Here is a 26,542-nt window from a genome sequence, read left to right as displayed (position 1 = left end):
TGGCTTCGCTAAGTCCTTACTAGCATGGCAATTACTGGGAAAACCACCCCCGGTCCGGGTGTTCGGGCCGTGGGCGGCGGCCTCGGTTCGGGTTGATTCCGGCCGATTTGAGACTTTGTTCCTCAAGTCAAGCGGGGCCGGCCCGATAACCGATCGAAGCACTTGAAATCTAGGGATACGGCCGTGCCACGGCATTGGCCGGCTGCCCCGGGTTGCAAGCCGCCACCTCCATGAGGGCGTGGCCGTCAGCACAGCAGGTACAACCATGGCAAGCATCGTCCCCTTCATTCCGGTCTCCAAGATCCCTGGCCTCACGACCACGTCGATCCGGGATTTCACGACCGAAGACTGGGCCGCCTTCAGCACCGACCAGCTGATTGCGCTGACCACCGTACAGGCCGCTGTGATCACCTCCAGCGGCCTTTCTGTCTTGAGCAGCGACCAACTGCGCGCTTTCCAGACCGAGGACCTGCGCGCCATTTCGACCGCCTCCATCGGCGGCTTCAATTCCGACCAGATCGGCGTCCTGACGACCGACCAGCTGCAGGCCCTGAGCACCGGCCAGATCCTGCAGCTGAGCACCGCGCAGTTGCAGGGCTTCAATGCCGCCGACATGGTGGCGCTGACCACCGCCCAGGTCGGCGCCCTGACTTCGACGCAGGCCAAGGGTTTCTCCACGGACCAGCTGTCGGCCCTGGAAGCGACGGACATCAAGTTCCTGTCCACGGCCGCGCTGCGCGCCCTGACCAGCACCCAGCTGGACGGTCTCACCAGCGACCAGCTGCGCGCCCTGTCTTCCAGCCAGATCCTCGCGCTGACCACCGCCCAGGTCAGCACCTTGAACACCGACGACCTCAACACCCTGACGTCGGACCAGTTCAACAAGTTCAGCACGGCCCAGGTGCAGTCGCTGACGACCAGCCAGCTCAGCCACCTGACGACGGATGGCCTGAACGCGATGGGCTCGGCCCAGTTCGCCGCTCTGTCCTCCCTGCAGGTCGGTTCGCTGACCTCCGACCAACTGCCCAAGATGGAGAGCGCCGATCTGCGCGCCATCACGACGGTGGCGCTGCGCGGCCTGAGTTCCGATCAGATCCAGACCCTCACCTCCGACGAGGTGGGCGCTTTGACGACCGGCCAGATCGCCGCGCTGACCACGGCCCAGGTGCGAGGCCTGACGGCTGGTGACATGACGGCCCTGGACACTGCCCAGGTGGCCGTGCTGAGCTCGGCCCAGGTCGCCCAGCTGAACACTGATCAGTTGTCCGCCATCGATGCGGCCGACATGAAGTCACTGACGACGGTCGCGCTGCGGGCGCTCACCAGCACCCAGCTGGACGGCCTGACCAGCGACCAGTTGCGTGCCCTGAGCTCGGGCCAGATCAATGCCCTGACCACCGACCAGGTCCGTACGCTGAACACGGACGACCTGAACAGCTTGTCGTCCGACCAGTTCAACAAGCTCTCCACCGCCCAGGTCGCCGTGCTGACGACGGCCCAGTTGAGCCACCTGACGACGGACAGCCTCAACGCGATGGGCTCGACCCAGTTCGCCGCGCTGAACTCGGCCCAGTTCAGCGCGCTGACGTCCGACCAGCTGCCGACGATGGAGACGGCCGACCTGCGCGCCGTCACGACCGCGGCACTGCGCGGCCTCTCCTCCGACCAGATCCAGACCCTGACCTCGGACGAGGTGGGCGCCCTGACGACGGGCCAGATCGCCGCCTTGACGACGGCCCAGGTCAAGGGCCTGACGGCCGGCGACATGACGGCCCTGGGCACCGCCCAGATCGCCGCCCTGGGCTCGGCCCAGGTGTCGGCCCTGAACACCGACCAGCTGTCGGCCATCGAGGCCGCCGACATGAAGTCGCTGAGCACGGCCGCCTTGCGTGGCCTGACCAGCACCCAGCTGGATGGCCTGACCAGCGATCAACTGCGTGCCCTGACCTCTGGCCAGATCAACGCGCTGACGACCGACCAGATCCGCACGCTGAACACGGACGACCTCAACAGCCTGGCGTCCGACCAGTTCAACAAGCTCTCCACCGCCCAGGTCGCCGCGCTGACGACGGCGCAGCTGAGCCACCTGACGACGGACAGCCTCAACGCCATGGGCTCGGCCCAATTCGCGACGCTGAACTCCACGCAGTTCGGCTCGCTGACCTCTGACCAGCTGCCGACGATGGAGACGGCCGACCTGCGCGCCGTCACGACCGCGGCACTGCGCGGCCTCTCCTCCGACCAGATCCAGACGCTGACCTCCGACGAGGTGGGCGTCCTGACCACGGGCCAGATCGCTGCGCTGACCACGGCCCAAGTGCAAGGCCTGACGGCCGGCGACATGACGGCCCTGGGCACCGCCCAGATCGCCGCCCTGGGCTCGGCCCAGGTGTCGGCCCTGAACACCGACCAGTTGTCCGCCATCGAGGCGGCTGACATGAAATCGCTGAGCACGGCCGCCCTGCGTGGCCTGACCAGCACCCAGCTCGACGGCCTCACCAGCGACCAGCTGCGCGCCCTGACCTCCAACCAGATCAACGCGCTGACGACCGACCAGGTCCGCACGCTGAACACGGACGACCTCAACAGCCTCACGTCCGACCAGTTCAACAAGCTGTCCACCGCCCAGGTCGCCGTGCTGACGACGGCCCAGTTGAGCAGCCTGGCCACCGACAACCTCAACGCGATGGGTTCGGCCCAGTTCGCGACGCTGAACTCCAGCCAGTTCGGTTCGCTGACGTCGGACCAGTTGCCCAAGATGGAGACGGCCGACCTGCGCTCGGTCACGACCGCCGCGTTGCGCGGCCTCTCTTCCGACCAGATCCTGACGCTGAGCTCCGACGAGGTGTCCAGCCTCACGACCGCCCAGATCGGCTCACTCAGCACATCTCAAGTGCAGGGCCTGACGGCCGGCGACATGACCGCCCTGGGCACCGCCCAGATCGGCGTGCTGAGCTCGACCCAGGCCCAGGCGCTGAACACCGACCAGTTGGCCGCCATCGAGACCGGCGACGTCCGCTTCCTGTCCACGGCCGCCCTGCGCGCCCTGACCAGCACACAGCTGGATGGCCTCACCTCCGACCAACTGCGCGCCCTCTCCTCCAGCCAGATCAACTCGCTGACCACTGCCCAGGTCAGCACGTTGAACACCGACGACCTGAACAGCTTCACGTCCGACCAGTTCAACAAGCTGTCCACCGCCCAGGTCCAGTCGCTGACGACCACCCAGCTCAGCCATCTGGCCACCGACAGCCTCAATGCGATGGGCTCATCGCAGTTCGCGACGCTGAGCTCGGCCCAGTTCGGTTCGCTGACCAGCGACCAGTTGCCCAAGCTGGAGACGGCCGACCTGCGCGCCGTCACGACCGCGGCCCTGGCCGGCCTGACCTCCGACCAGATCCTGACGCTGACCTCCGACGAGGTGGCCGGCCTGTCGACCGGCCAGATCGCCTCGCTGTCGGCCAGCCAGGTCAAGGGCCTGACGGCCGGCGACATGACGGCGCTGAGCAGCGCCCAGGTGGCCGCCCTGAGTTCGGTTCAAGCCGCCGCGCTGAATACCGACCAACTGTCCGCCATCGATGCGGCCGACATGAAGTCGATGACGACGGCCGCCCTGCGCGCCCTGTCGAGCACCCAGATCGATGGCCTGACCAGCGACCAGTTGCGCGCCCTCACCAGCGCCCAGCTCAACGCGCTGACCACCAGCCCGCAGATCGTCGGCCTCAATACCGATGACCTCAATGTCCTGACGACGGACCAAATTGCCCGCCTGTCGACCGCGCAGATCCAGGCGCTGACGACCACGCAGCTGAGCAACCTGGTCACCGACAGCCTCAATGCGATGGGCTCGGCCCAGTTCGCCACGCTGTCTTCCAGCCAGTTCGGCTCACTGACAACCGACCAGCTCTCCAAGATGGAGACGGCCGACCTGCGCGCGGTCACGACCGCTGCACTGCGCGGCCTGAGTTCCGATCAGGTCCAGTCGCTGAGCTCGGACGAAGTGAGTTCGTTGACCACTGCCCAGGTGGCCGCACTGACGACGGCCCAGGTCAAGGGCCTGACGGCCGGCGACATGACGGCGCTCGGTACCGCCCAGGTGGCCGCGCTGAGCTCGGCCCAGGCCCAGAACCTGTCGACCGACCAGCTCTCCGCCATCGAAGCCGCCGACATGAAGTCGCTGACGACGGCCGCCCTGCGTGCCCTGTCCAGCACCCAGCTCGACGGCCTGACCTCGGACCAGCTGCGCGCGCTGAGCTCCAGCCAGATCAACTCGCTGACCACCGATCAGGTCCGCACGCTGAACACGGACGACCTCAACAGCCTCACGTCCGACCAGTTCAACAAGCTCTCCACCGCCCAGGTGCAGGTGCTGACGACTGCTCAGCTGAGCAACCTGACGACGGACAACCTCAACGCGATGGGCTCGGCCCAGTTCGCCACGCTGAATTCGTCGCAACTGGGTTCGCTGACGTCGGACCAGTTGCCCAAGATGGAGACGGCCGATCTGCGCGCCGTCACGACTGCGGCACTGGCGGGCCTGAGCTCCGACCAGATCCTGACGCTGACCTCCGACGAGGTGGCGGGCCTGTCCACGGGACAGATTGCTTCGCTGTCCGCCACGCAAGTCAAGGGCCTGACGGCCGGTGACATGACGGCCCTGTCCACGGCCCAAGTTGGCGTGCTGAGCTCTAGCCAAGCGGCCGCATTGAGCACGGATCAGCTGTCAGCCATCGAGGCGGCCGACATGAAGTCGCTGACGACGGCCGCCCTGCGCGCCCTGTCCAGCACCCAGTTGGACGGCCTGACCTCGGACCAGTTGCGCGCGCTGAGCTCCAGCCAGATCAACTCGCTGACCACCGACCAGGTCCGCACGCTGAACACGGACGATCTCAACAGCCTGTCGTCCGACCAGTTCAACAAGCTTTCCACTGCCCAGATCCAGGTGCTGACGACCACTCAGCTCAGCAACCTGACGACGGACAACCTCAACGCCCTGGGCACGGCCCAGTTCGCATCGCTGAATTCCACGCAATTCGGTTCACTGACTTCTGACCAGTTGCCCAAGCTGGAAACCGCCGACCTGCGCGCCGTCACGACGGCCGCGCTGCGCGGCCTCTCCTCGGATCAGGTGCTGACGCTGAGCTCCGATGAGGTGTCCAGCCTCACGACCGCCCAGATCGGCTCGCTGACCACCAGCCAGATCCAAGGCCTGACGGCTGCTGACATGACGGCCTTGGGCACCGCCCAGGTGGCCGTGCTGAGTTCGGCTCAGGCACAGTCGCTGTCCACCGACCAGCTGTCGGCCATCGACGCGGCCGACATGAAGTCGTTGACGACGGCCGCCCTGCGCGCCCTGAGCAGCACCCAGCTCGACGGCCTGACCAGCGACCAGCTGCGCGGCCTGACCAGCACCCAGCTCAACGCGCTGACGACCAGCCCGCAGATCGTCAGCCTCAACACGGACGACCTCAACGTTCTGACGACGGATCAGATCTCCCGCCTGTCGACCTCGCAGATCCAGGCGCTGACGACGACGCAGCTGTCCAACCTGGCCACGGACAGCCTCAACGCGATGGGCTCGGCCCAGTTCGCGACACTGTCCTCCAGCCAGTTCGGCTCGCTGACGACCGACCAGCTGTCCAAGCTGGAAACGGCCGACCTGCGTGCCGTCACGACCAATGCGCTGCGCGGCCTGAGTTCCGACCAGGTGCAGTCGCTGACCTCCGACGAGGTGTCCAGCCTGTCCACGGGCCAGGTGGCGGCCTTCACGACCGCCCAGGTCAAGGGTCTCACCGCCGCCGACATGACGGCGCTCGGCACCGCCCAGGTCGCGGCGCTGAACTCGGCCCAGGCCGCGGCGCTGAACACGGACCAGCTCTCGGCCATCGATGCGGCCGACATGAAGTCGCTGACGACGGCCTCCCTGCGTGCGCTGTCCAGCGCCCAGATCGATGGCCTGACCAGCGATCAGCTGCGCGCCCTCACCAGCGCCCAGCTCAACGCGCTGACCACCAGCCCGCAGATCATCAGCCTCAGCACGGATGACCTGAACGTGCTGACGACGGATCAGATCGCCCGCCTGTCGACCTCGCAGATCCAGGCGCTGACGACGACCCAGCTGAGCAACCTGGTCACCGACAGCCTCAACGCGATGGGCTCGGCCCAGTTCGCCACGCTGTCTTCCAACCAGTTCGGCGCCCTGGGCACCGATCAGCTCTCCAAGATGGAGACGGCCGATCTGCGCGCGGTCACGACCAATGCGCTGCGCGGCCTGAGCTCCGATCAGGTCCAGTCGCTGACGTCCGACGAAGTCGGTTCGATGACGACGGCCCAGATCGCCACGTTGACGACGGCCCAGGTCAAGGGCCTGACGGCTGGCGACATGACGGCCCTGGGAACGGCCCAGGTGGCCGCGTTGAGCTCGGCCCAGGCCCAGAACCTGTCGACCGACCAGCTGTCCGCCATCGAAGCCGCCGACATGAAGTCGCTGACGACGGCGGCTCTGCGCTCGCTGTCCAGCACTCAGCTCGACGGCCTGACCTCGGACCAGCTGCGCGCGCTGAGCTCCAGCCAGATCAACTCGCTGACCACCGACCAGGTCCGCACGCTGAACACGGACGACCTCAACAGCCTCACGTCCGACCAGTTCAACAAGCTCTCCACCGCCCAGGTTCAGGTGCTGACCACCGCTCAGCTGAGCCACCTGACGACGGACAACCTCAATGCGATGGGCTCGGCCCAGTTCGCCACGCTGTCGTCCACCCAGTTCGGTTCGCTGACGTCCGACCAGCTGCCCAAGCTGGAGACGGCCGACCTGCGCGCCGTCACGACCGCCGCACTGCGCGGCCTGAGCTCGGACCAGATCCTGACGCTGAGCTCCGATGAGGTCTCCAGCCTGAGCACCGCCCAGATCGGTTCGCTCACGACGTCCCAGGTCCAGGGCCTGACGGCCGCTGACATGACGGCCCTGGGCACCGCCCAGGTGGCCGTGCTGAGCTCGGCCCAGGCGGCCGCACTGAACACGGATCAACTGTCCGCCATCGATGCGGCTGACATGAAGTCGCTGACAACGGCCGCCCTGCGCGCCCTCAGCAGCACCCAGCTCGACGGCCTGACCTCGGATCAGTTGCGGGCCCTGTCTTCCAGCCAGATCAATGCCCTTACCACCGACCAGGTCCGCACGCTGAACACGGACGACCTCAACAGCCTCACGTCCGACCAGTTCAACAAGCTCTCCACCGCCCAGATCCAGGTCCTGACGACCGCGCAGCTGAGCAACCTGACGACGGACAACCTCAACGCGCTGGGCTCGGCCCAGTTCGCCACGCTGTCGTCCACCCAGTTCGGTTCACTGACATCTGACCAGCTGCCCAAGCTGGAGACGGCTGACCTGCGTGCCGTCACGACCGCCGCACTGCGTGGCCTGAGTTCGGATCAGATCCTGACGCTGAGCTCCGATGAGGTCTCCAGCCTGAGCACCGCCCAGATCGGTTCACTGACCACCGGCCAGATTCAAGGTCTGACGGCCGCCGACATGACGGCCCTGGGCACCGCCCAGGTGGCCGTGCTGAGCTCGGCGCAGGCCCAGTCGCTGTCCACCGACCAGCTGTCGGCCATTGACGCCGCCGACATGAAGTCGTTGACGACGGCCGCGTTGCGAGCCCTGTCCAGCACCCAGATCGATGGCTTGACCAGCGATCAGCTGCGCGGCCTCACCAGCACCCAGCTCAACGCGCTGACCACCAATCCGCAGATCATCGGCCTCAACACCGATGACCTGAACGTCTTGACGACGGACCAGATCGCCCGCCTGTCGACCTCGCAGGTCCAGGCGCTGACGACGACTCAGTTGGTCAATCTGGCCACCGACAGTCTCAACGCGATGGGCTCGGCCCAGTTCGCGACGCTGTCCTCCGGCCAGTTTGGCGCCCTGAGCACCGACCAGTTGTCCAAGCTGGAGACCGCCGATCTGCGCGCCGTCACGACCAACGCGCTGCGCGGCTTGAGTTCCGACCAGGTGCAGTCGCTGACCTCCGACGAGGTGTCCGGCCTGTCCACGGGCCAGGTGGCGGCCTTCACGACCGCCCAGGTCAAGGGCCTCACCGCGGCCGATATGACCGCCCTGTCCACCGCTCAGGTCGCGGCGCTGAGCTCGGCGCAGGCCCAGAACCTGTCGACCGACCAACTCTCGGCCATCGATGCGGCTGACATGAAGTCGCTGACGACGGCGGCTCTTCGGGCCCTCGGCAGCACACAGCTGGACGGCCTGACCAGCGACCAACTGCGCGCCCTGACAAGTGCTCAGATCAACTCGCTGACGACCGACCAGGTCCGCACGTTGAACACGGACGACCTCAACAGCCTCACGTCCGACCAGTTCAACAAGCTCTCCACCGCCCAGGTCGCCGTACTGACGACGGCCCAGCTGAGCAGCTTGGCCAGCGACAACCTCAACGCCATGGGGACGGCCCAGTTCGCGACGCTGAACTCCAGTCAGTTCGGTTCGCTGACCACTGACCAACTGCCCAAGATGGAGACGGCCGACCTGCGCGCCGTCACCACGGCAGCGCTGCGTGGCCTGTCTTCGGATCAGATCCTGACACTGAGCTCCGACGAGGTCTCCAGCCTCAGCACCGCCCAGATCGGCTCGCTCACGACGTCCCAGGTCCAGGGCCTGACGGCCGCCGACATGACGGCCCTGGGCACCGCCCAGGTGGCCGTGCTGAACTCCGCCCAGGCGTTTGCGCTGAGCACCGATCAGCTGTCCGCCATCGAGACCGGCGACATCCGCTTCCTGACCACGACCGCGCTGCGCGCCCTGACCAGCACCCAGCTGGATGGGCTGACCAGCGACCAGCTGCAATCGCTGACCTCGGCGCAGGTGAACTCGCTGACGACGGCCCAGCTGTCGACGATGAATAGCGACGACCTGAACGCGTTCACGACCGACCAGTTCGCTCGCATGAGCACGGGCCAGGTCCAGGCGTTGACGGCCGGCCAGCTGTCGCACCTGACGACGGACGATCTGACGGCCCTGGGAACACAGCACTACGCGGTGATGAACGCGACCCAGTTCGGTTCGCTGACAACCGACCAGCTGCCGAATCTGCAGACGGCCGACCTGCGCGCGGTGACGACGGCGGCGCTGTCGAGCCTGAACTCGGATCAGATCGCCTCGCTGCAGACCGAGCACATCGCCGCGCTCAGCACGGCCCAGGTGTTGTCGCTGTCCACCGCACAGATCCAGGGCCTGGCCGCAGCCGACCTGACGGCCATGGGCTCGGCGCAGATCTCGGTGCTGACCACGGCCCAGGTGAATTCGCTGTCCACCGACCAGATCGTGGCCATCGACTCCGACGACCTGGCCAAGCTGACTTCGGCATCGCTGCAGGCCATCACCAACACCCAGCTGGGTGCGCTGACCACCGATCAGCTGACCGGCCTGGGCACCCGCGTGTCGGTGCTGACGACCAGCCAGATCAACAACCTGGCCACCGACGACCTGAACACCTTCACGACGGCGCAGTTCGCGTCCCTGACCTCCACCCAGGTCAAGGCCTTCACGAACTCGCAGATCGCGGCGCTGGAAACCGACGACCTGCGCGCACTGACCACGGCCCACGTCGCCGCGATGAGCAATGCGCAGATCCAGGCCATCACCAGCGACCAGTTCAGCACGCTGAAGGCGACGCAGATCACGGCGCTGACCACGGCGCAGGCGGCGGCCTTGACCACGGATCAGATCCACAGCCTCACGACCGATCAGATCAGCGGCCTGGAAACCCGCGACATCACCGCCATGAGCATGGCTCAGCTCGACGCGCTGCAAGGCACGACCTTCGGCGAAATGAGCGCGGCGCAGATGAACGCCTACTTCAACGTCACGCCCATCGTGCTCGACCTGGATGGCCACGGCGTCAACACGCTGGCCGCCGCCCAGGGCGTGAACTTCGACCTGCTGGGCACCGGCCAGGCCAACAAGGTGGGCTGGGTGGCTGGCGGCGATGGCCTGCTGGTGATGGACCGCAACCATGACGGCCTCATCAACAGCGGCGGTGAACTCTTCGGCATGGGCACCGTGCTGGCCAACGGCAAGCATGCCAAGGATGGCTACGCCGCCATGGCCGAACAGGACAGCAACCATGACGGCAAGCTCGACAGCCACGACGCCAACTGGAAGCAGCTGCAGGTCTGGGTCGACGCCAACCACGACGGCAAGACCGACGCCGGCGAGCTGAAGACGCTGGACCAGCTGGGCATCACCTCGCTCGACCTGAACGCCACCAAGGGCTCCGGGTCAGACAGCGGCAACCTCATCGGCCTGGTGTCCAGCTACACGACGACCGACGGCAGCAAGCACGACGTGGCCGACGTCTGGTTCGCCAAGGACGTGCAGCCGCAGAAGGCCGATGACGGCAAGGACGCGACGGTCAGCCTGCACGACGTGCTGGCACCGCCGACCGCCCCGCTGCTCGGTGCCGAGCACGTCGACCTGGCCAAGGCGGCCGTGCCGCACCCGTCGGCCGACGCCCACCTTGCGGCCATCGACCGCAAGCTGGCCGAGGACGACGAGCACCGGCGCAACAACGGCGGCAACTGGGTGTGAAGTCCGTGAATTCGTTCAAGCCCATTCGGCGCAGCTGCCGAACGGTCGACCTTGGGTCGAGAAACCCGGTCTTTTTGCCGATTGGTTCCGAGGACTCGTCCCTAGCATGACAACACGAGCCCACCTCATCGCGGCGCTCCAGGCGGGATCGCATCCCGCCTGCGGCCGCATTGGGTTGGGTTCGGGTTTCAATTTTTTTGTGTCTCTGGCACGTCTTGGCTGCTCGACGCGCCGGGGCACAGGCTCCGCTCAGAACAACGCCTCCAGTTTCGGGGGTGGGCCAGCGATGGTCCAACGCCGCCACGCCGCAAGGCAAGGCGGCCATCAGTACAGGTGAGAAAACATGTCAACCGTCATCCCCGGCATTTCGCCATCTGTCATCTCGACTCTGAGCACGGACACGATCCGGGGGTGGTCGACGGAAGACTACGCCGCCCTCAGCACCGACCAGCTGATCGCGTTCACCACCACGCAGGCCTCGGTCATCCTGTCCAGCAGCCTGGCGGTCCTGAAGAGCGACCAGATCCGGGCCTTCCAGACCGAAGACCTGCGGGCCATCGCGACCAGCGCCCTGGCCGGCTTCAGCTCTGACCAGATCCAGGCCCTGAAGACCGACCAGGTCCAGGCCCTGAGCACCTCGCAGATCGCCGTCCTGTCGACGGCCCAGATCCAGGGCCTGAGCAGCGCCGACATGGTGGCGCTGACCTCCGCCCAGATCGGCGCGCTGACGTCCGCCCAGCTGGGCAACCTCTCCACGGCCCAGATCGCCGCCATCGAGACGGCCGACATCAAGTCGATCACCACCGCTGCGCTGCGCAACCTGTCGTCCACCCAGCTGGACGCCTTCACCAGCGACCAGCTCCGCGCCCTTTCCAGTGGCCAGGTCAATTCACTGACGACGAGTCAGGTCAATACGCTCGGTACGGCTGACCTGAACAGCCTGAGCAGCAGCCAGTTCGCCAACCTCTCTACGGCCCAGGCCCAGGCCCTGACCGCCACCCAGCTCGGCAACCTGGCCACCGACAACCTGAACGCGCTGGGCACGGGCCATTTCGCCGTACTGTCGTCGACCCAGTTCGGCGGGCTGACGACCGGTCAGCTGGGCAAGCTGGAAACGGCTGACCTGCGTGCCGTCACGACGGCTGCGCTCAACGGCCTGTCCTCGGACCAGGTCGGCGCCCTGGCCAGTGACGCCGTCGGCTCGCTGACGACGGCACAGGTCGGCTCGCTGGGCACCGCCCAGATCAAGGGCCTGACCACGGGCGACATGGTCGCCCTGACCTCGGCCCAGGTCGCCTCGCTGACCTCGACCCAGGCCGGCAGCCTTTCCACGGCCCAGATTGCCGCCATCGAGACGGCTGACATCAAGTCGCTGACGACCGGCGCCCTGCGCAATCTGTCCTCCGACCAGCTCGATGCCTTCACCAGCGATCAGCTGCGCGCGCTGAGCAGCGGTCAGGTCAATTCGCTGACAACCGGCCAGATCAACACCCTGGGCACGGCCGACCTGAACAGCCTGACCAGCAGCCAGTTCTCCAATCTGTCCTCGGGCCAGGTCCAGGCGCTGACCAACACCCAGCTCGCCAACCTGGCGACCGACAACCTCAACGCCCTGGGCACCGCCCAATTCGCGGCCCTGTCGTCCAGCCAGTTCGGTGCGCTGACCACCGGCCAGCTCGGCAAGCTCGAAACCGCTGACCTGCGTGCCGTCACGACGGCTGCCCTCAATGGTCTGTCCTCCGACCAGGTCGGCGCCCTCGCCAGCGACGCCGTCGGCTCGTTGACCACGGCACAAGTCGCCTCGCTGGGCACCGCCCAGATCAAGGGCCTGACCACGGGTGACATGGTCGCCCTGACTTCGGGCCAGATCGCTTCGCTGACCTCGACCCAGGCCGGCACCCTGTCCACCGCCCAGCTCGCCGCCATCGAGACCGCCGACGTCAAGTCGCTGACGACCGGCGCCCTGCGCAATCTGTCGTCTGACCAGCTCGACGCCTTCACCAGCGACCAATTGCGTTCGCTGAGCAGCGGCCAGATCAACTCGCTGACAACCAGCCAGATCAATACCCTGGGCACGGCTGACCTGAACAGCCTGACCAGCGGCCAGTTCGCCAACCTCTCCACGGCCCAAGCCCAGGCGCTGACCAACACGCAGCTCGGCAACCTCGCCACCGACAACTTGAACGCGTTGGGCACAGCCCAGTTCGCGGCCCTGTCGTCCAGCCAGTTCGGCGCGCTGACCACCGGCCAGCTGGGCAAGCTGGAGACGGCTGACCTGCGCGCCGTCACCACCGCGGCCCTCAACGGCCTGTCTTCCGACCAGGTCGGTGCCCTGGCCAGCGACGCCGTCGGCTCGCTGAGCACGGCCCAAGTTGCTTCGCTGGGCACCGCCCAGATCAAGGGCCTGACCACGGGTGACATGGTCGCCCTGACTTCGTCCCAGGTCGCCGCCATCAATTCGGCCCAGGCCGGCACACTGTCCACCGCCCAGCTCGCGGCTATCGAGACCGGCGACATCAAGTCGCTGACCACCGGCGCCCTGCGCAACCTGTCGTCCGACCAGCTCGACGCCTTCACCAGTGACCAGCTGCGTGCCTTGAGCAGCGGCCAGGTCAATTCACTGACGACGGCCCAGGTCAACTCGCTGGGCACGGCCGACCTGAACAGCCTCTCCAGCAGCCAGTTCGCCAACCTGTCCTCGGCCCAAGTCCAGGCACTGACCAACACCCAGCTCAGCAACCTCGCGACCGACAACCTCAACGCGCTGGGCACCGCCCAGTTCGCGGCGATGAGCTCCAGCCAGTTCGGTGCACTGACCACCGGCCAACTCGGCAAGCTCGAAACGGCCGACCTGCGCGCCGTCACCACCGCTGCACTCAACAACCTGTCGTCCGACCAGGTCGGCGCCTTGGCCAGCGACGCTGTCGGCTCGCTGACCACGGCCCAAGTCGCCTCACTGGGCACCGCCCAAATCAAGGGCCTGACCACGGGTGACATGGTCGCCCTGACCTCGGGTCAGGTCGCGGCGCTGAACTCCACGCAGGCGGGCAGCCTGTCCACCGCGCAAATCGCTGCGATCGAGACCGCCGACGTCAAGTCGCTGACGACGGGTGCGCTGCGCAACCTGTCGTCCGACCAGCTCGACGCTTTCACCAGCGACCAGTTGCGTGCACTCAGCAGCGGCCAGATCAATTCGCTGACCACGAGCCAGATCAACACCCTGGGCACGGCCGACCTGAACAGCCTCACCAGTGGCCAGTTCGCCAACCTGTCCTCGGCCCAAGTCCAGGCACTGACCAACACCCAGCTCGCCAATCTCGCGACCGACAACCTCAACGCGCTGGGCACCGCCCAGTTCGCGGCGCTGAACTCCAGCCAGTTCGGTGCACTGACCACCGGCCAGCTGGGCAAGCTGGAAACGGCCGACCTGCGCGCCGTCACGACCGTCGCGCTCAACGGCCTGTCTTCCGACCAGATCGGCGCGCTGGCCAGTGACGCCGTCGGATCATTGACCACGGCCCAGGTCGCCTCGCTGGGCACCGCCCAGATCAAGGGCCTGACCACGGGTGACATGGTCGCCCTGACCTCGGGCCAGGTCGCGGCGCTGAACTCCACGCAGGCAGGCAGCCTGTCTACCGCGCAACTGGCCGCGATTGAGACCGCGGACGTCAAGTCGCTGACCACGGGCGCCCTGCGCAACCTGTCCTCAGACCAACTCGACGCCTTCACCAGTGACCAGCTGCGCGCGCTGAGCAGTGGCCAGATCAACAGCCTCACCACCGGCCAGATCAACACGCTGGGTACGGCGGATCTGAACAGCCTCACCAGCAGCCAGTTCGCCAACCTGTCCTCGGCCCAAGTCCAGGCACTGACGAACACCCAGCTCGCCAACCTCGCCAGCGACAACCTCAATGCCCTGGGCACCGCCCAGTTCGCGGCGCTGTCGTCCAGCCAGTTCGGCGCACTGACCACCGGCCAGCTCGGCAAGCTGGAGACGGCTGACCTGCGCGCCGTCACGACCGCTGCCCTCAACGGCCTGTCTTCCGATCAGGTCGGTGCCCTGGCCAGCGATGCCGTCGGCTCGCTGACGACCGCTCAAGTGGCCTCGCTGGGCACTGCCCAGGTCAAGGGCCTGACCACGGGCGACATGGTCGCCCTGACCTCGGCCCAGGTCGCCTCGCTGAACTCGACCCAGGCGGGTGCGCTCTCCACCGCCCAGATCGCCGCCATCGAGACGGCCGACGTCAAGGCCATCTCCACCGGCGCACTGCGCAACCTGTCCTCGGATCAACTGGATGCGTTGACCAGCGACCAGCTGCGCGCCCTGTCGTCCACCCAGCTGAACGCGCTCACCACCAGCCCGCAACTCGTCAACATCTCCACGGGCGACCTGAACGTGCTGACGACGGCCCAGATGGCCAACCTGTCGACAGCCCAGATCCGTTCGCTGACGACCGACCAGCTCGGCAACCTGTCGACCGACAACCTCAACGCCCTGGGCAGCGCCCAGTTCGCGGCCCTGTCCTCCAGCCAGTTCGGTGCACTGACGACCAGCCAGCTCGGCAAGCTCGAAACCGCTGACCTGCGTGCGGTCACGACCGCTGCCCTCAACGGCCTCTCCTCAGACCAAATCGGCGCCCTGGCCAGCGACGCCGTCGGCTCACTGACCACGGCGCAAGTCGCCTCTTTCGGCACTGCCCAGATCAAGGGCTTGACCACGGGCGACATGGTCGCGCTGACCTCGGCCCAGGTCGCCTCGCTGAACTCCACGCAGGCAGGCAGCCTGTCTACCGCGCAACTGGCCGCGATCGAGACTGCAGACGTCAAGTCGCTGACCACGGGCGCCTTGCGCAATCTGTCTTCCGACCAGCTCGACGCCTTCACCAGCGATCAACTGCGTGCGCTGAGCAGCGGCCAGATCAACTCGCTGACCACCAGCCAGATCAATACGCTGGGCACGGCCGACCTGAACAGCCTGACCAGCAGCCAGTTTGCCAATCTGTCCTCGGCCCAAGTCCAGGCACTGACCAACACCCAGCTCGCCAACCTCGCCACGGACAACTTGAACGCGTTGGGCACGGCCCAGTTCGCAGCCTTGTCGTCTAGCCAGTTCGGCGCGCTGAGCACCAGCCAACTGGCCAAGCTCGAGACTGCCGACCTGCGCGCCGTCACGACCGCTGCCCTCAACGGTCTGTCTTCCGATCAAGTCGGTGCGCTGGCCAGCGATGCCGTCGGCTCGCTGACCACCGCTCAAGTTGCTTCGCTGGGCACCGCCCAGATCGACGGCCTGACCACGGGTGACATGGTCGCCCTGACCTCGGGCCAGGTCGCGGCGCTGAACTCCACGCAGGCAGGCAGCCTGTCTACCGCGCAACTGGCCGCGATTGAGACCGCGGACGTCAAGTCGCTGACCACGGGCGCCCTGCGCAACCTGTCCTCCGACCAACTCGACGCCTTCACCAGTGACCAGCTCCGCGCGCTCAGCAGTGGTCAGATCAACAGCCTCACCACGAGCCAGGTCAATACGCTCGGCACGGCCGACTTGAACAGCCTGACCAGCAGCCAGTTCGCCAACCTGTCCTCGGCCCAAGTCCAGGCACTGACCAACACCCAGCTCGCCAATCTTGCGACCGACAACCTGAACGCGCTGGGCACCGCCCAGTTCGCGGCGCTGAACTCCAGCCAGTTCGGTGCCTTGACGACCAGCCAGCTCGGCAAGCTCGAAACCGCCGACCTGCGCGCCGTCACGACCGTCGCGCTCAACGGCCTGTCTTCCGACCAGATCGGCGCGCTGGCCAGTGACGCCGTCGGATCATTGACCACGGCCCAGGTCGCCTCGCTCGGCACGGCCCAGATCAAGGGCCTGACCACCGGCGACATGGTCGCTCTGACTTCGGGCCAGGTCGCTTCACTGAACTCCACGCAGGCGGCCGGCCTGTCCACCGCCCAACTGGCGGCCATTGAGACAGCTGACATCAAGTCGCTGAGCACCGGTGCGCTGCGCAATCTGTCGTCCGATCAGCTCGACGCTTTCACCAGCGACCAACTGCGCGCGCTGAGCAGCGGCCAGATCAACTCGCTGACGACCAGCCAGATCAATACGCTGGGCACGGCCGACCTGAACAGCCTGACCAGCAGCCAGTTCGCCAACCTGTCCTCGGCCCAAGTCCAGGCACTGACCAACACCCAGCTCAGCAACCTCGCGACCGACAACCTCAACGCGCTGGGCACCGCCCAGTTCGCAGCCCTGTCGTCCAGCCAGTTCGGTGCGCTGACCACTGGCCAATTGGGCAAGCTCGAGACGGCCGATCTGCGCGCCGTCACGACCGCAGCCCTCAACGGCTTGTCTTCCGATCAGGTCGGTGCTCTGGCCAGCGATGCCGTGGGCTCGCTGACCACCGGGCAGGTCGCCTCCCTCGGCACCGCCCAGATCAAGGGCTTGACCACGGGCGACATGGTCGCCCTGACCTCGACCCAGGTCGCTGCCATCAATTCGACCCAGGCCGGCAGCTTGTCCACCGCCCAGATTGCCGCCCTCGAAACGGGCGATGTCAAGTCGCTGACGACCGGCGCCCTGCGCAACCTGTCGTCCGACCAGCTCGACGCCTTCACCAGCGACCAGTTGCGTGCACTCAGCAGCGGCCAGGTCAATTCGCTGACCACGAGCCAGATCAATACGCTGGGCACGGCTGACCTGAACAGCCTGACCAGCGGCCAGTTCGCCAACCTGTCCTCGGGCCAGGTCCAGGCGCTGACCAACACCCAGCTCGCCAACCTGGCGACCGACAACCTCAATGCCCTGGGCACGAGCCAGTTCGCCTCGCTGAGCTCCAGCCAGTTCGGTGCACTGACCACCGGCCAGCTGGGCAAGCTGGAAACGGCCGACCTGCGCGCCGTCACGACGGCAGCCCTCAATGGCCTGTCTTCCGACCAGGTCGGCTCCCTGGCCAGCGATGCCGTCGGCTCGCTGACCACGGCACAGGTCGCCTCGCTGGGCACCGCCCAGATCAAGGGTCTGACCACGGGTGACATGGTCGCCCTGACCTCGGGCCAGGTCGCGGCGCTGAACTCTACCCAGGCCGGCAGCCTCTCCACCGCCCAACTGGCGGCTATTGAGACGGCTGACGTCAAGTCGTTGACGACCGGCGCCCTGCGCAACCTGTCGTCTGACCAGCTCGACGCCTTCACCAGCGACCAACTGCGCGCGCTCAGCAGCGGCCAGATCAACTCGCTGACGACTGCCCAAGTCAACACCCTGGGCACGGCCGACCTGAACAGCCTCACCAGTGGCCAGTTCGCCAATCTGTCCTCCGGCCAGGTTCAAGCACTGACCAACACCCAGCTCAGCAACCTCGCCACCGACAACCTCAACGCCCTGGGCACCGCGCAGTTCGCGGCGCTGAGCTCCAGCCAGTTCGGCGCTCTGACCACCAGCCAGTTGGGCAAGCTGGAGACGGCCGATCTGCGTGCTGTCACGACCGCCTCGCTCAACGGCCTGTCCTCGGACCAGGTCGGCGCGCTGGCCAGTGACGCTGTTGGCTCGCTGACGACAACCCAAGTCGCCTCTCTGGGCACGGCCCAGATCAAGGGGCTGACCACGGGTGACATGGTCGCCCTGACTTCGGGCCAGGTCGCTGCACTGAACTCGACCCAGGTGACCGGTCTGTCCACGGCGCAGATCGCTGCGATCGAGACGGCCGACATCAAGTCGCTGACCACCGGCGCCCTGCGCAACCTGTCCTCCGACCAGCTCGACGCCTTCACCAGCGATCAACTGCGTGCGCTGAGCAGCGGCCAGATCAACTCGCTGACGACCAGCCAGATCAATACGCTGGGCACGGCCGACCTGAACAGTCTCACCAGCAGCCAGTTCGCCAACCTGTCGTCCGCGCAGGTCCAGGCGCTGACCAACACCCAGCTCGCCAACCTCGCCACCGACAACCTCAACGCCCTGGGCACCGCCCAGTTTGCAGCCCTGTCGTCCAGCCAGTTCGGCGCACTGAGCACCAGCCAGCTGGCCAAGATCGAGACGGCCGACCTGCGCGCCGTCACGACCGCCGCCCTCAACGGCTTGTCTTCCGATCAGGTCGGTGCGCTGGCCAGCGATGCCGTCGGCTCGCTGACGACCGCTCAAGTGGCCTCACTGGGCACCGCCCAGATCCAGGGCCTGACCACGGGTGACATGGTCGCCCTGACCTCGGCCCAGGTCGCTGCCATCAATTCGACCCAGGCCGGTAGCCTGTCTACCGCCCAGATCGCCGCCATCGAAACGGGCGACGTCAAGTCGCTGACCACCGGTTCGCTGCGCAACCTGTCCTCCGACCAGCTCGACGCTTTCACCAGCGACCAGCTCCGCGCCCTCAGCAGCGGCCAGGTCAACAGCCTGACCACGAGCCAGGTCAATACCCTGGGCACGGCCGACCTCAACAGCCTGACCAGCGGCCAGTTCGCCAACCTGTCCTCGGGCCAGGTCCAGGCGCTGACCAGCACGCAGCTCAGCAACCTCGCCACCGACAACCTGAACGCGCTGGGCACCAGCCAGTTCGCTGCGCTGAACTCCAGCCAGTTCGGTTCGCTGACCACCGGCCAGCTCGGCAAGCTCGAGACCGCTGACCTGCGTGCCGTCACGACGGCTGCGCTCAACGGCCTGTCCTCCGACCAGGTCGGCGCCCTGGCCAGCGACGCCGTGGGCTCGCTGACCACCGCACAGGTTGGCTCGCTGGGTACCGCCCAGATCAAGGGCCTGACCACGGGCGACATGGTCGCCCTGACCTCCGCCCAGGTCGCCTCGCTGAACTCGACCCAGGCAGGCGTGCTTTCCACCGCCCAGATCGCCGCCATCGAGACAGCCGACGTCAAGTCCATCTCCACCGGCGCGCTGCGCAACCTGTCGACGGACCAACTCGACGCCCTCACGAGCGACCAGCTGCGCGCACTGACCTCCACCCAGCTGAACGCGCTGACCACCAGCCCGCAGCTCGTCAACATCTCCACGGGCGACCTGAATGTGCTGACGACTGGCCAGATGGCCAACCTGTCGACGGCTCAGATCCGTTCGCTGACGACTGACCAGCTCGGCAACCTGTCGACCGACAACCTCAACGCGCTGGGCACTGCCCAATTCGCGGCCCTGTCGTCCAGCCAGTTCGGCGCACTGAGCACCAGCCAGCTGGCCAAGATCGAGACGGCCGACCTGCGCGCCGTCACGACCGCGGCCCTCAACGGCCTGTCTTCCGATCAGGTCGGCTCCCTGGCCAGCGATGCCGTCGGCTCGTTGACCACGGCGCAAGTCGCCTCGCTGGGCACCGCCCAGATCAAGGGCCTGACCACGGGTGACATGGTCGCTTTGACCTCGGGTCAGGTCGCTGCACTGAACTCCACGCAGGCAGGCAGCCTGTCTACTGCCCAACTGGCAGCTATTGAGACGGCTGACGTCAAGTCTCTGACCACTGGTTCGCTGCGCAACCTGTCTTCCGACCAGCTCGACGCCTTCACCAGCGACCAGCTCCGCGCCCTCAGCAGCGGCCAGGTCAACAGCCTGACCACATCCCAGGTCAACACGCTGGGCACGGCGGACCTGAACAGCCTGACCAGCGGCCAGTTCGGCAACCTTTCCTCGACCCAAGTCCAGGCGCTGACCAGCACGCAGCTCAGCAACCTCGCCACCGACAACCTGAACGCGCTGGGCACCGGCCAGTTCGCTTCCCTGAACTCCGGCCAGTTCGGCTCGCTGACCACCGCCCAACTCGGCAAGCTCGAGACCGCCGACCTGCGCGCCGTCACCACGGCCGCGCTCAACGGCCTGTCTTCCGACCAGGTCGGCGCCCTGGCCAGTGACGCCGTTGGCTCGCTGACCACGGCACAGGTCGGCTCGCTGGGCACTGCCCAGATCAAGGGGCTGACGACGGGCGACATGGTGGCCCTGACCTCCGGCCAGATTGCCGCCATCAACTCCAACCAGGCGGGTGCGCTGTCCACCGCCCAGATCGCCGCCATCGAGACAGCCGACGTCAAGTCCATCTCCACCGGCGCGCTGCGCAACCTGTCGACGGACCAACTCGACGCCCTGACGAGCGACCAGCTGCGCGCACTGAGCTCGACGCAGCTCAATGCGCTGACGACCGCCCCGCAGGTCAACAACCTGTCGACGGCCGATCTGAATGTGCTGACCACCAGCCAGATCGCCAATCTGTCGACGGCCCAGGTCCGCGCGCTGACCACCGATCAGCTCGGCCACCTGAGCACCGACAACCTCAATGCCCTGGGCACCGCTCAATTCGCGGCGCTGAGTTCCAGCCAGTTCGGTGCGCTGAGCACCAGCCAGTTGGGCAAGCTCGAAACCGCTGACCTGCGCGCCGTCACGACCGCCGCACTCAATGGCCTGTCCTCAGACCAGGTCGGTGCGCTGGCCAGCGACGCCGTCGGCTCGTTGACCACCGCCCAGATCGCTGCGCTCGGCACCGACCAGATCAAGGGCCTGACCACGGGTGACATGGTGGCCTTGACCTCGGCCCAGGTCGCCGCCCTCAACTCCGCACAGGCCGGTGTGCTGTCTACGGCCCAGATTGCCGCCATCGAGACCGCTGACATCAAGTCGCTGTCCACGGCTGCGCTGCGCAACCTGTCCACGGACCAGTTGGATGCCCTCACGAGCGACCAGCTGCGTGCCCTGTCCTCCACCCAGCTCAATGCGCTGACCACCAGCCCGCAGCTCGCCAACCTGTCGACGTCCGACCTGAACTCGCTGACGACCGGCCAGATGGCCAATCTGTCGACGGCCCAGGTCCGCGCGCTGACCACCGATCAGCTCGGCCATCTGAGCACGGACAACCTCAACGCCCTGGGCACCGCCCAGTTCGCGGCGCTGAGCTCCAGCCAGTTCGGTGGCCTCGCCACCAGCCAGCTGGCCAAGCTCGAGACGGCTGACCTGCGCGCCGTCACCACGGCGGCCTTGAATGGCCTGTCCTCCGATCAGATCGGTGCCCTGGCCAGCGACGCCGTCGGCTCGCTGTCCACGGCGCAGGTCGCCTCGCTGGGCAGCAGCCAGATCAAGGGTCTGACCACCGGCGACATGGTCGCCCTGACCTCGGGCCAGATCGCCTCGCTGAACTCCACGCAGGCCGGCAGCCTGACCACGGCCCAGATCGCCGCCATCGAGACGGCCGACATCAAGTCGCTGTCCACCGGCGCCCTGCGCAACCTGTCCTCCGACCAGCTCGACGCCTTCACCAGCGACCAACTGCGCGCGCTGAGCAGCGGCCAGGTCAACAGCCTGACCACGGCCCAGGTCAACGCCCTGGGCACGGCCGACCTGAACAGCCTGACCAGCAGCCAGTTCTCCAATCTGTCCTCGGGCCAGATCCAGGCGCTGACGAGCACCCAGCTCGCCAACCTCGCCAGCGACAACCTGAACGCCCTGGGCACGGCCCAGTTCGCAGCCCTCACTTCGGGCCAGTTCGGCGGCCTGAGCACCAGCCAGCTGGCCAAGCTCGAAACCGCTGACCTGCGCGCCGTCACGACGGCCGCCATCAATGCCCTGAGCTCCGACCAGATCGGTGCCCTGGCCAGCGACGCCGTCGGTGCCCTGTCCACGGCGCAAGTCGCTTCGCTGGGCACCAACCAGATCAAGGGCCTGACCACCGGCGACATGGTCGCTCTGACCTCGGCCCAGGTCGCCGCCATCAACTCGGCTCAGGTGGCCGGCCTGTCCACCGCCCAGATCGCGGCCATCGAGACGGCCGACATCAAGGCCCTGTCGACGGCTGCGCTGCGCAACTTCTCGACCGATCAACTGGACGCCCTGACCAGCGACCAGTTGCGCGCGCTGTCCTCGGCCCAGCTCAATGCGCTGAGCACCAGCCCGCAGTTCGCCAACCTGGGTACCGCCGACCTGAACGCGCTGACCACCGGCCAGATCGCCACCCTGTCCACGGCCCAGGTCCAGGCGCTGACCAGCACCCAGCTCGCCAACCTGACCACCGACAGCCTCAACGCCCTGGGCACGGCGCAGTTCGCGGCACTGGGTTCCAGCCAGTTCGGCGCGCTGACCACCAGCCAGCTCGGCAAGCTCGAAACCGCCGACCTGCGTGCAGTGACCACGGCCGCCCTCAATGCGCTGAGTTCCGACCAGGTCGGTGCCCTGGCGAGCGACGCCGTCGGCGCCATGACCACCGCCCAGGTGGCCTCGCTGGGCACTGCCCAGATCCAGGGCCTGACCACGGGTGACATGGTCGCCCTGACCTCGGCCCAGGTCGCTGCCTTGAACTCTGCCCAGGCCGGCTCGCTGTCCACCGCCCAGGTCGCCGCCATCGAGACGGCCGACATCAAGTCACTGACGACCGGCGCCTTGCGCAACCTGTCCTCCGACCAGCTCGACGCCTTCACCAGCGACCAGCTCCGCGCGCTGAGCAGCGGCCAGGTCAACAGCCTGACCACGGCCCAGATCAACACCCTGGGCACGGCGGACCTCAACAGCCTGAGCAGCGGCCAGTTCGCCAACCTGTCCACGGCCCAGGTCCAGGCGCTGACCAACACCCAGATCGGCAACCTGAAGACCGACAGCCTGAACGCCCTGGGCAGCGCGCAGTTCGCGGCCCTGTCGTCCAGCCAGCTCGGCGCCCTGACCACCAGCCAGTTGGCCAAGCTCGAAACCGGCGACCTGCGCGCCGTCACGACGGCAGCCCTCAACGGTCTGTCGTCCGACCAGATCGGTGCCCTGGCCAGCGACGCCGTCGGCGCCATGACCACGGCCCAGATCGCCGGCCTCGGCACGGCCCAGATCCAGGGGCTGAGCACGGCCGACATGGTGGCCCTGACCTCGGGTCAGATCGCGGCGCTGAACTCCGCTCAGGCGGCCAGCCTGTCCACGGCCCAGATCGCGGCCATCGAGACGGCCGACATCAAATCGCTGTCCACGGCAGCCCTGCGCAACCTGTCCACCGACCAGCTCGACGCCCTGACCAGCGACCAACTGCGCGCCCTGTCCTCGGCCCAGCTCAATGCCCTGAGCACCAGCCCGCAGTTCACCAACCTGGGTACCGCAGACCTGAACGCGCTGACCACCGCCCAGGTCGCCAACCTGTCCACGGCCCAGGTCCAGGCGCTGACCAGCGTCCAGCTCGCCAACCTGGCGACGGACAGCCTCAACGCGATGGGTTCGGCACAGTTCGCGGCCCTGTCGTCCAGCCAGTTCGGCGCGCTGACCACCAGCCAGCTCGGCAAGCTCGAAACCGCCGACCTGCGCGGCGTGACGACCGCGGCCCTGAATGCGCTGAGCTCCGATCAGATCGGCGCGCTGGCCAGTGATGCCGTCGGCACACTGACCACGGCGCAGGTCGGGTCGCTGGGCACCGCCCAGATCAAGGGCCTCAGCACGGCTGACATGGTCGCGCTGACCTCGACCCAGGTCGCGGCCTTGAACTCCGCCCAGGCCGGCACCCTGTCCACCGCCCAGTTGGCGGCCATCGAGACGGCCGACATCAAGTCGCTGTCCACCGGCGCCCTGCGCAACCTGTCCTCCGACCAGCTCGACGCCTTCACCAGCGACCAGCTGCGCGCACTGAGCAGCGGCCAGGTCAACAGCCTGACCACGGCCCAGATCAACACCCTGGGCACGGCCGACCTGAACAGCCTGACCAGCGGCCAGTTCGCGAACCTGTCCTCGGGCCAGGTGCAGGCCCTGACCAACGCACAGCTCGCCAACCTGGCGACCGACAACCTCAACGCCCTGGGCACCGCGCAGTTCGCTGCGCTGGGTTCCAGCCAGTTCGGCGCGCTGACCACCAGCCAGCTGGGCAAGCTGGAGACGGCCGACCTGCGCGCGGTGTCCACCGCCGCACTGAACGCACTGAGCTCCGACCAGGTTGCTGCACTGGCCAGTGATGCCGTCGGTTCCATGACAGCGACACAGATTGGCGCACTGGGCACGACCCAGATCCAGGGCCTGAGCACGGCCGACATGGTGGCCCTGACGTCGACGCAGATCGCCGCGATCAGCTCGACGCAAGCCGACGTGTTGTCCACGGCCCAGGTCGCCGCCATCGAGACGGCCGACATCAAGTCGCTGTCCACGGCAGCCCTGCGCAACCTCTCGTCCGACCAGCTCGACGCCTTCACCAGCGACCAGCTGCGCGCACTGAGCAGCACGCAGATCAACAACCTGACGACGGCGCAGATCAACACCCTGGGCACGGCCGACCTGAACAGCCTGACCACCAGCCAGTTCAGCAACCTGTCCTCCGCCCAGGCCGAAGCACTGACCACCAGCCAGCTCGGCCACCTGGTCACCGACAACCTCAATGCCCTGGGCACGGCGCAGTTCGCCGCGCTGGACTCCGACCAGTTCGGTGCGCTGACCACCAGCCAGCTCGCCAAGCTGGAAACCGCCGACCTGCGCGCCGTCACAACGGCCGCCCTGGCCGGCCTGGATTCCGACCAGTTCGCCGCCCTGTCGACCGACCACATCGTCGCGCTGAGCACCGCCCAGGTGCTGTCGCTGACGACCAGCCAGCTCGACGGCTTCTCGGCGGCCGACATGACGGCGATGAGTTCGACGCAGGTCTCGGTGCTGACGACGGAACAGGTGGCCTCGCTGTCGACTGACCAGATCGTGGCCATCGACGCCACAGACCTGGCCAAGCTGTCCACGGCCTCGCTGCGTGCCCTGACCGACACCCAGCTGGCAGCCCTGACGACTGATCAGCTGACCGGCCTGGCTGGCCGCGTCAATGTACTGACGACCAGCCAGATCAACCACCTGTCCACGGACGATCTGAACTCGTTCACGGCCTCGCAGTTCGGCGTCATGACCTCGAGCCAGGTCCAGTCCTTCAGCACCGACCAGATGAAGGCGCTGGAGACCGACGACCTGCGCGCCCTGACCACGGCCAACTTCGCGGCCCTGAGCAATGCGCAGATCGACGCGATCACCACGGCCCAGTTCACGACGCTGAAGGTGACCCAGATCACCGCGCTGACGACGGACCAGGCCGCCGCGCTGACGACCGACCAGGTCCATGCCATCACGACCGACCAGGTCGCCGGCCTGGAGACCCGCGACATCGCCGCCATGAGCATGGCCCAGCTGGACGCGTTGACCAACGCGGCCGTCGGCGAGATGAACGGCGCCCAGCTCGACGCCTACTTCTCCAAGACGCCGATCGTGCTCGACCTGGACGGCCACGGCATCAACACGCTGGCCGCCGCCCAGGGCGTCAACTTCGACCTGATCGGCTCCGGCCACGTGGACAAGGTCGGCTGGATTGCCGGCGGCGATGGCCTGCTCGTCATGGACCGCAACCTCGACGGCATCATCAACAACGGCAGCGAGCTCTTCGGCATGGGCACCATCCTGGCCAATGGCAAGCACGCCAAGGACGGCTATGCCGCCATGGCCGAGCAGGACAGCAACCATGACGGCAAGCTCGATGCACACGACGCCAACTGGAAGCAGCTGCAGGTCTGGGTCGACGCCAACCACGATGGCAAGACCGACGCCGGCGAACTGAAGACGCTGGACGAGGTGGGTGTCGCCTCCATCGACCTGAACGCCGCCAAGGGTTCGGGCAGCGACCACGGCAACCTCATCGGCCTGGTCTCCAGCTACACGACGACCGACGGCGGCAAGCATGACGTGGCCGACGTCTGGTTCGCCAAGGACGTGCAGCCGCAAAAGGCCGACGACGGCAAGGATGCGACGGTCAGCCTGAGCGACCTGCTGACCGCGCCGGCCGACGCCCTGCTGGGGGCGCCATCCGTGGACCTGGCCAAGGCCGCCCTGCCGAGCGCCGACGCCCACCTCGCCGCCATCGACCGCAAGCTGGCCGAGGACGACGAGCACCGTCGCAACAACGGCGGCAACTGGATCTGACGCTGCAGATCTCCTGACGCCGGCGCTGGGGCGCCGGCCCACGCGGGCTCTGGGGAGCATTCCTCAGG

2 protein-coding genes are annotated in these 26,542 nt (G+C 67.1%); both read left to right on the top strand.

All coding sequences use genetic code 11. The annotated features are described in order from the left end of the window. The first annotated feature begins 265 nt into the window (after positions 1 to 265). Positions 266 to 10,606: a hypothetical protein gene (locus ACXJLH_RS00810; protein ID WP_457442171.1), complete on the top strand. Its 10,341-nt coding sequence runs from the start codon at positions 266 to 268 to the stop codon at positions 10,604 to 10,606. Between the two features lie 343 nt (positions 10,607 to 10,949). After that, on the top strand, positions 10,950 to 26,474 hold the full coding sequence (locus ACXJLH_RS00805; protein ID WP_457442170.1) for a beta strand repeat-containing protein: 15,525 nt from the start codon (positions 10,950 to 10,952) through the stop codon (positions 26,472 to 26,474). Positions 26,475 to 26,542: the final 68 nt, after the last annotated feature.

The organism is Roseateles sp. P5_E4, from assembly GCF_054049255.1.
The sequence above is the reverse complement of the archived record's forward strand: the minus strand, read 5'-3'. Positions and strand labels throughout refer to the sequence as shown.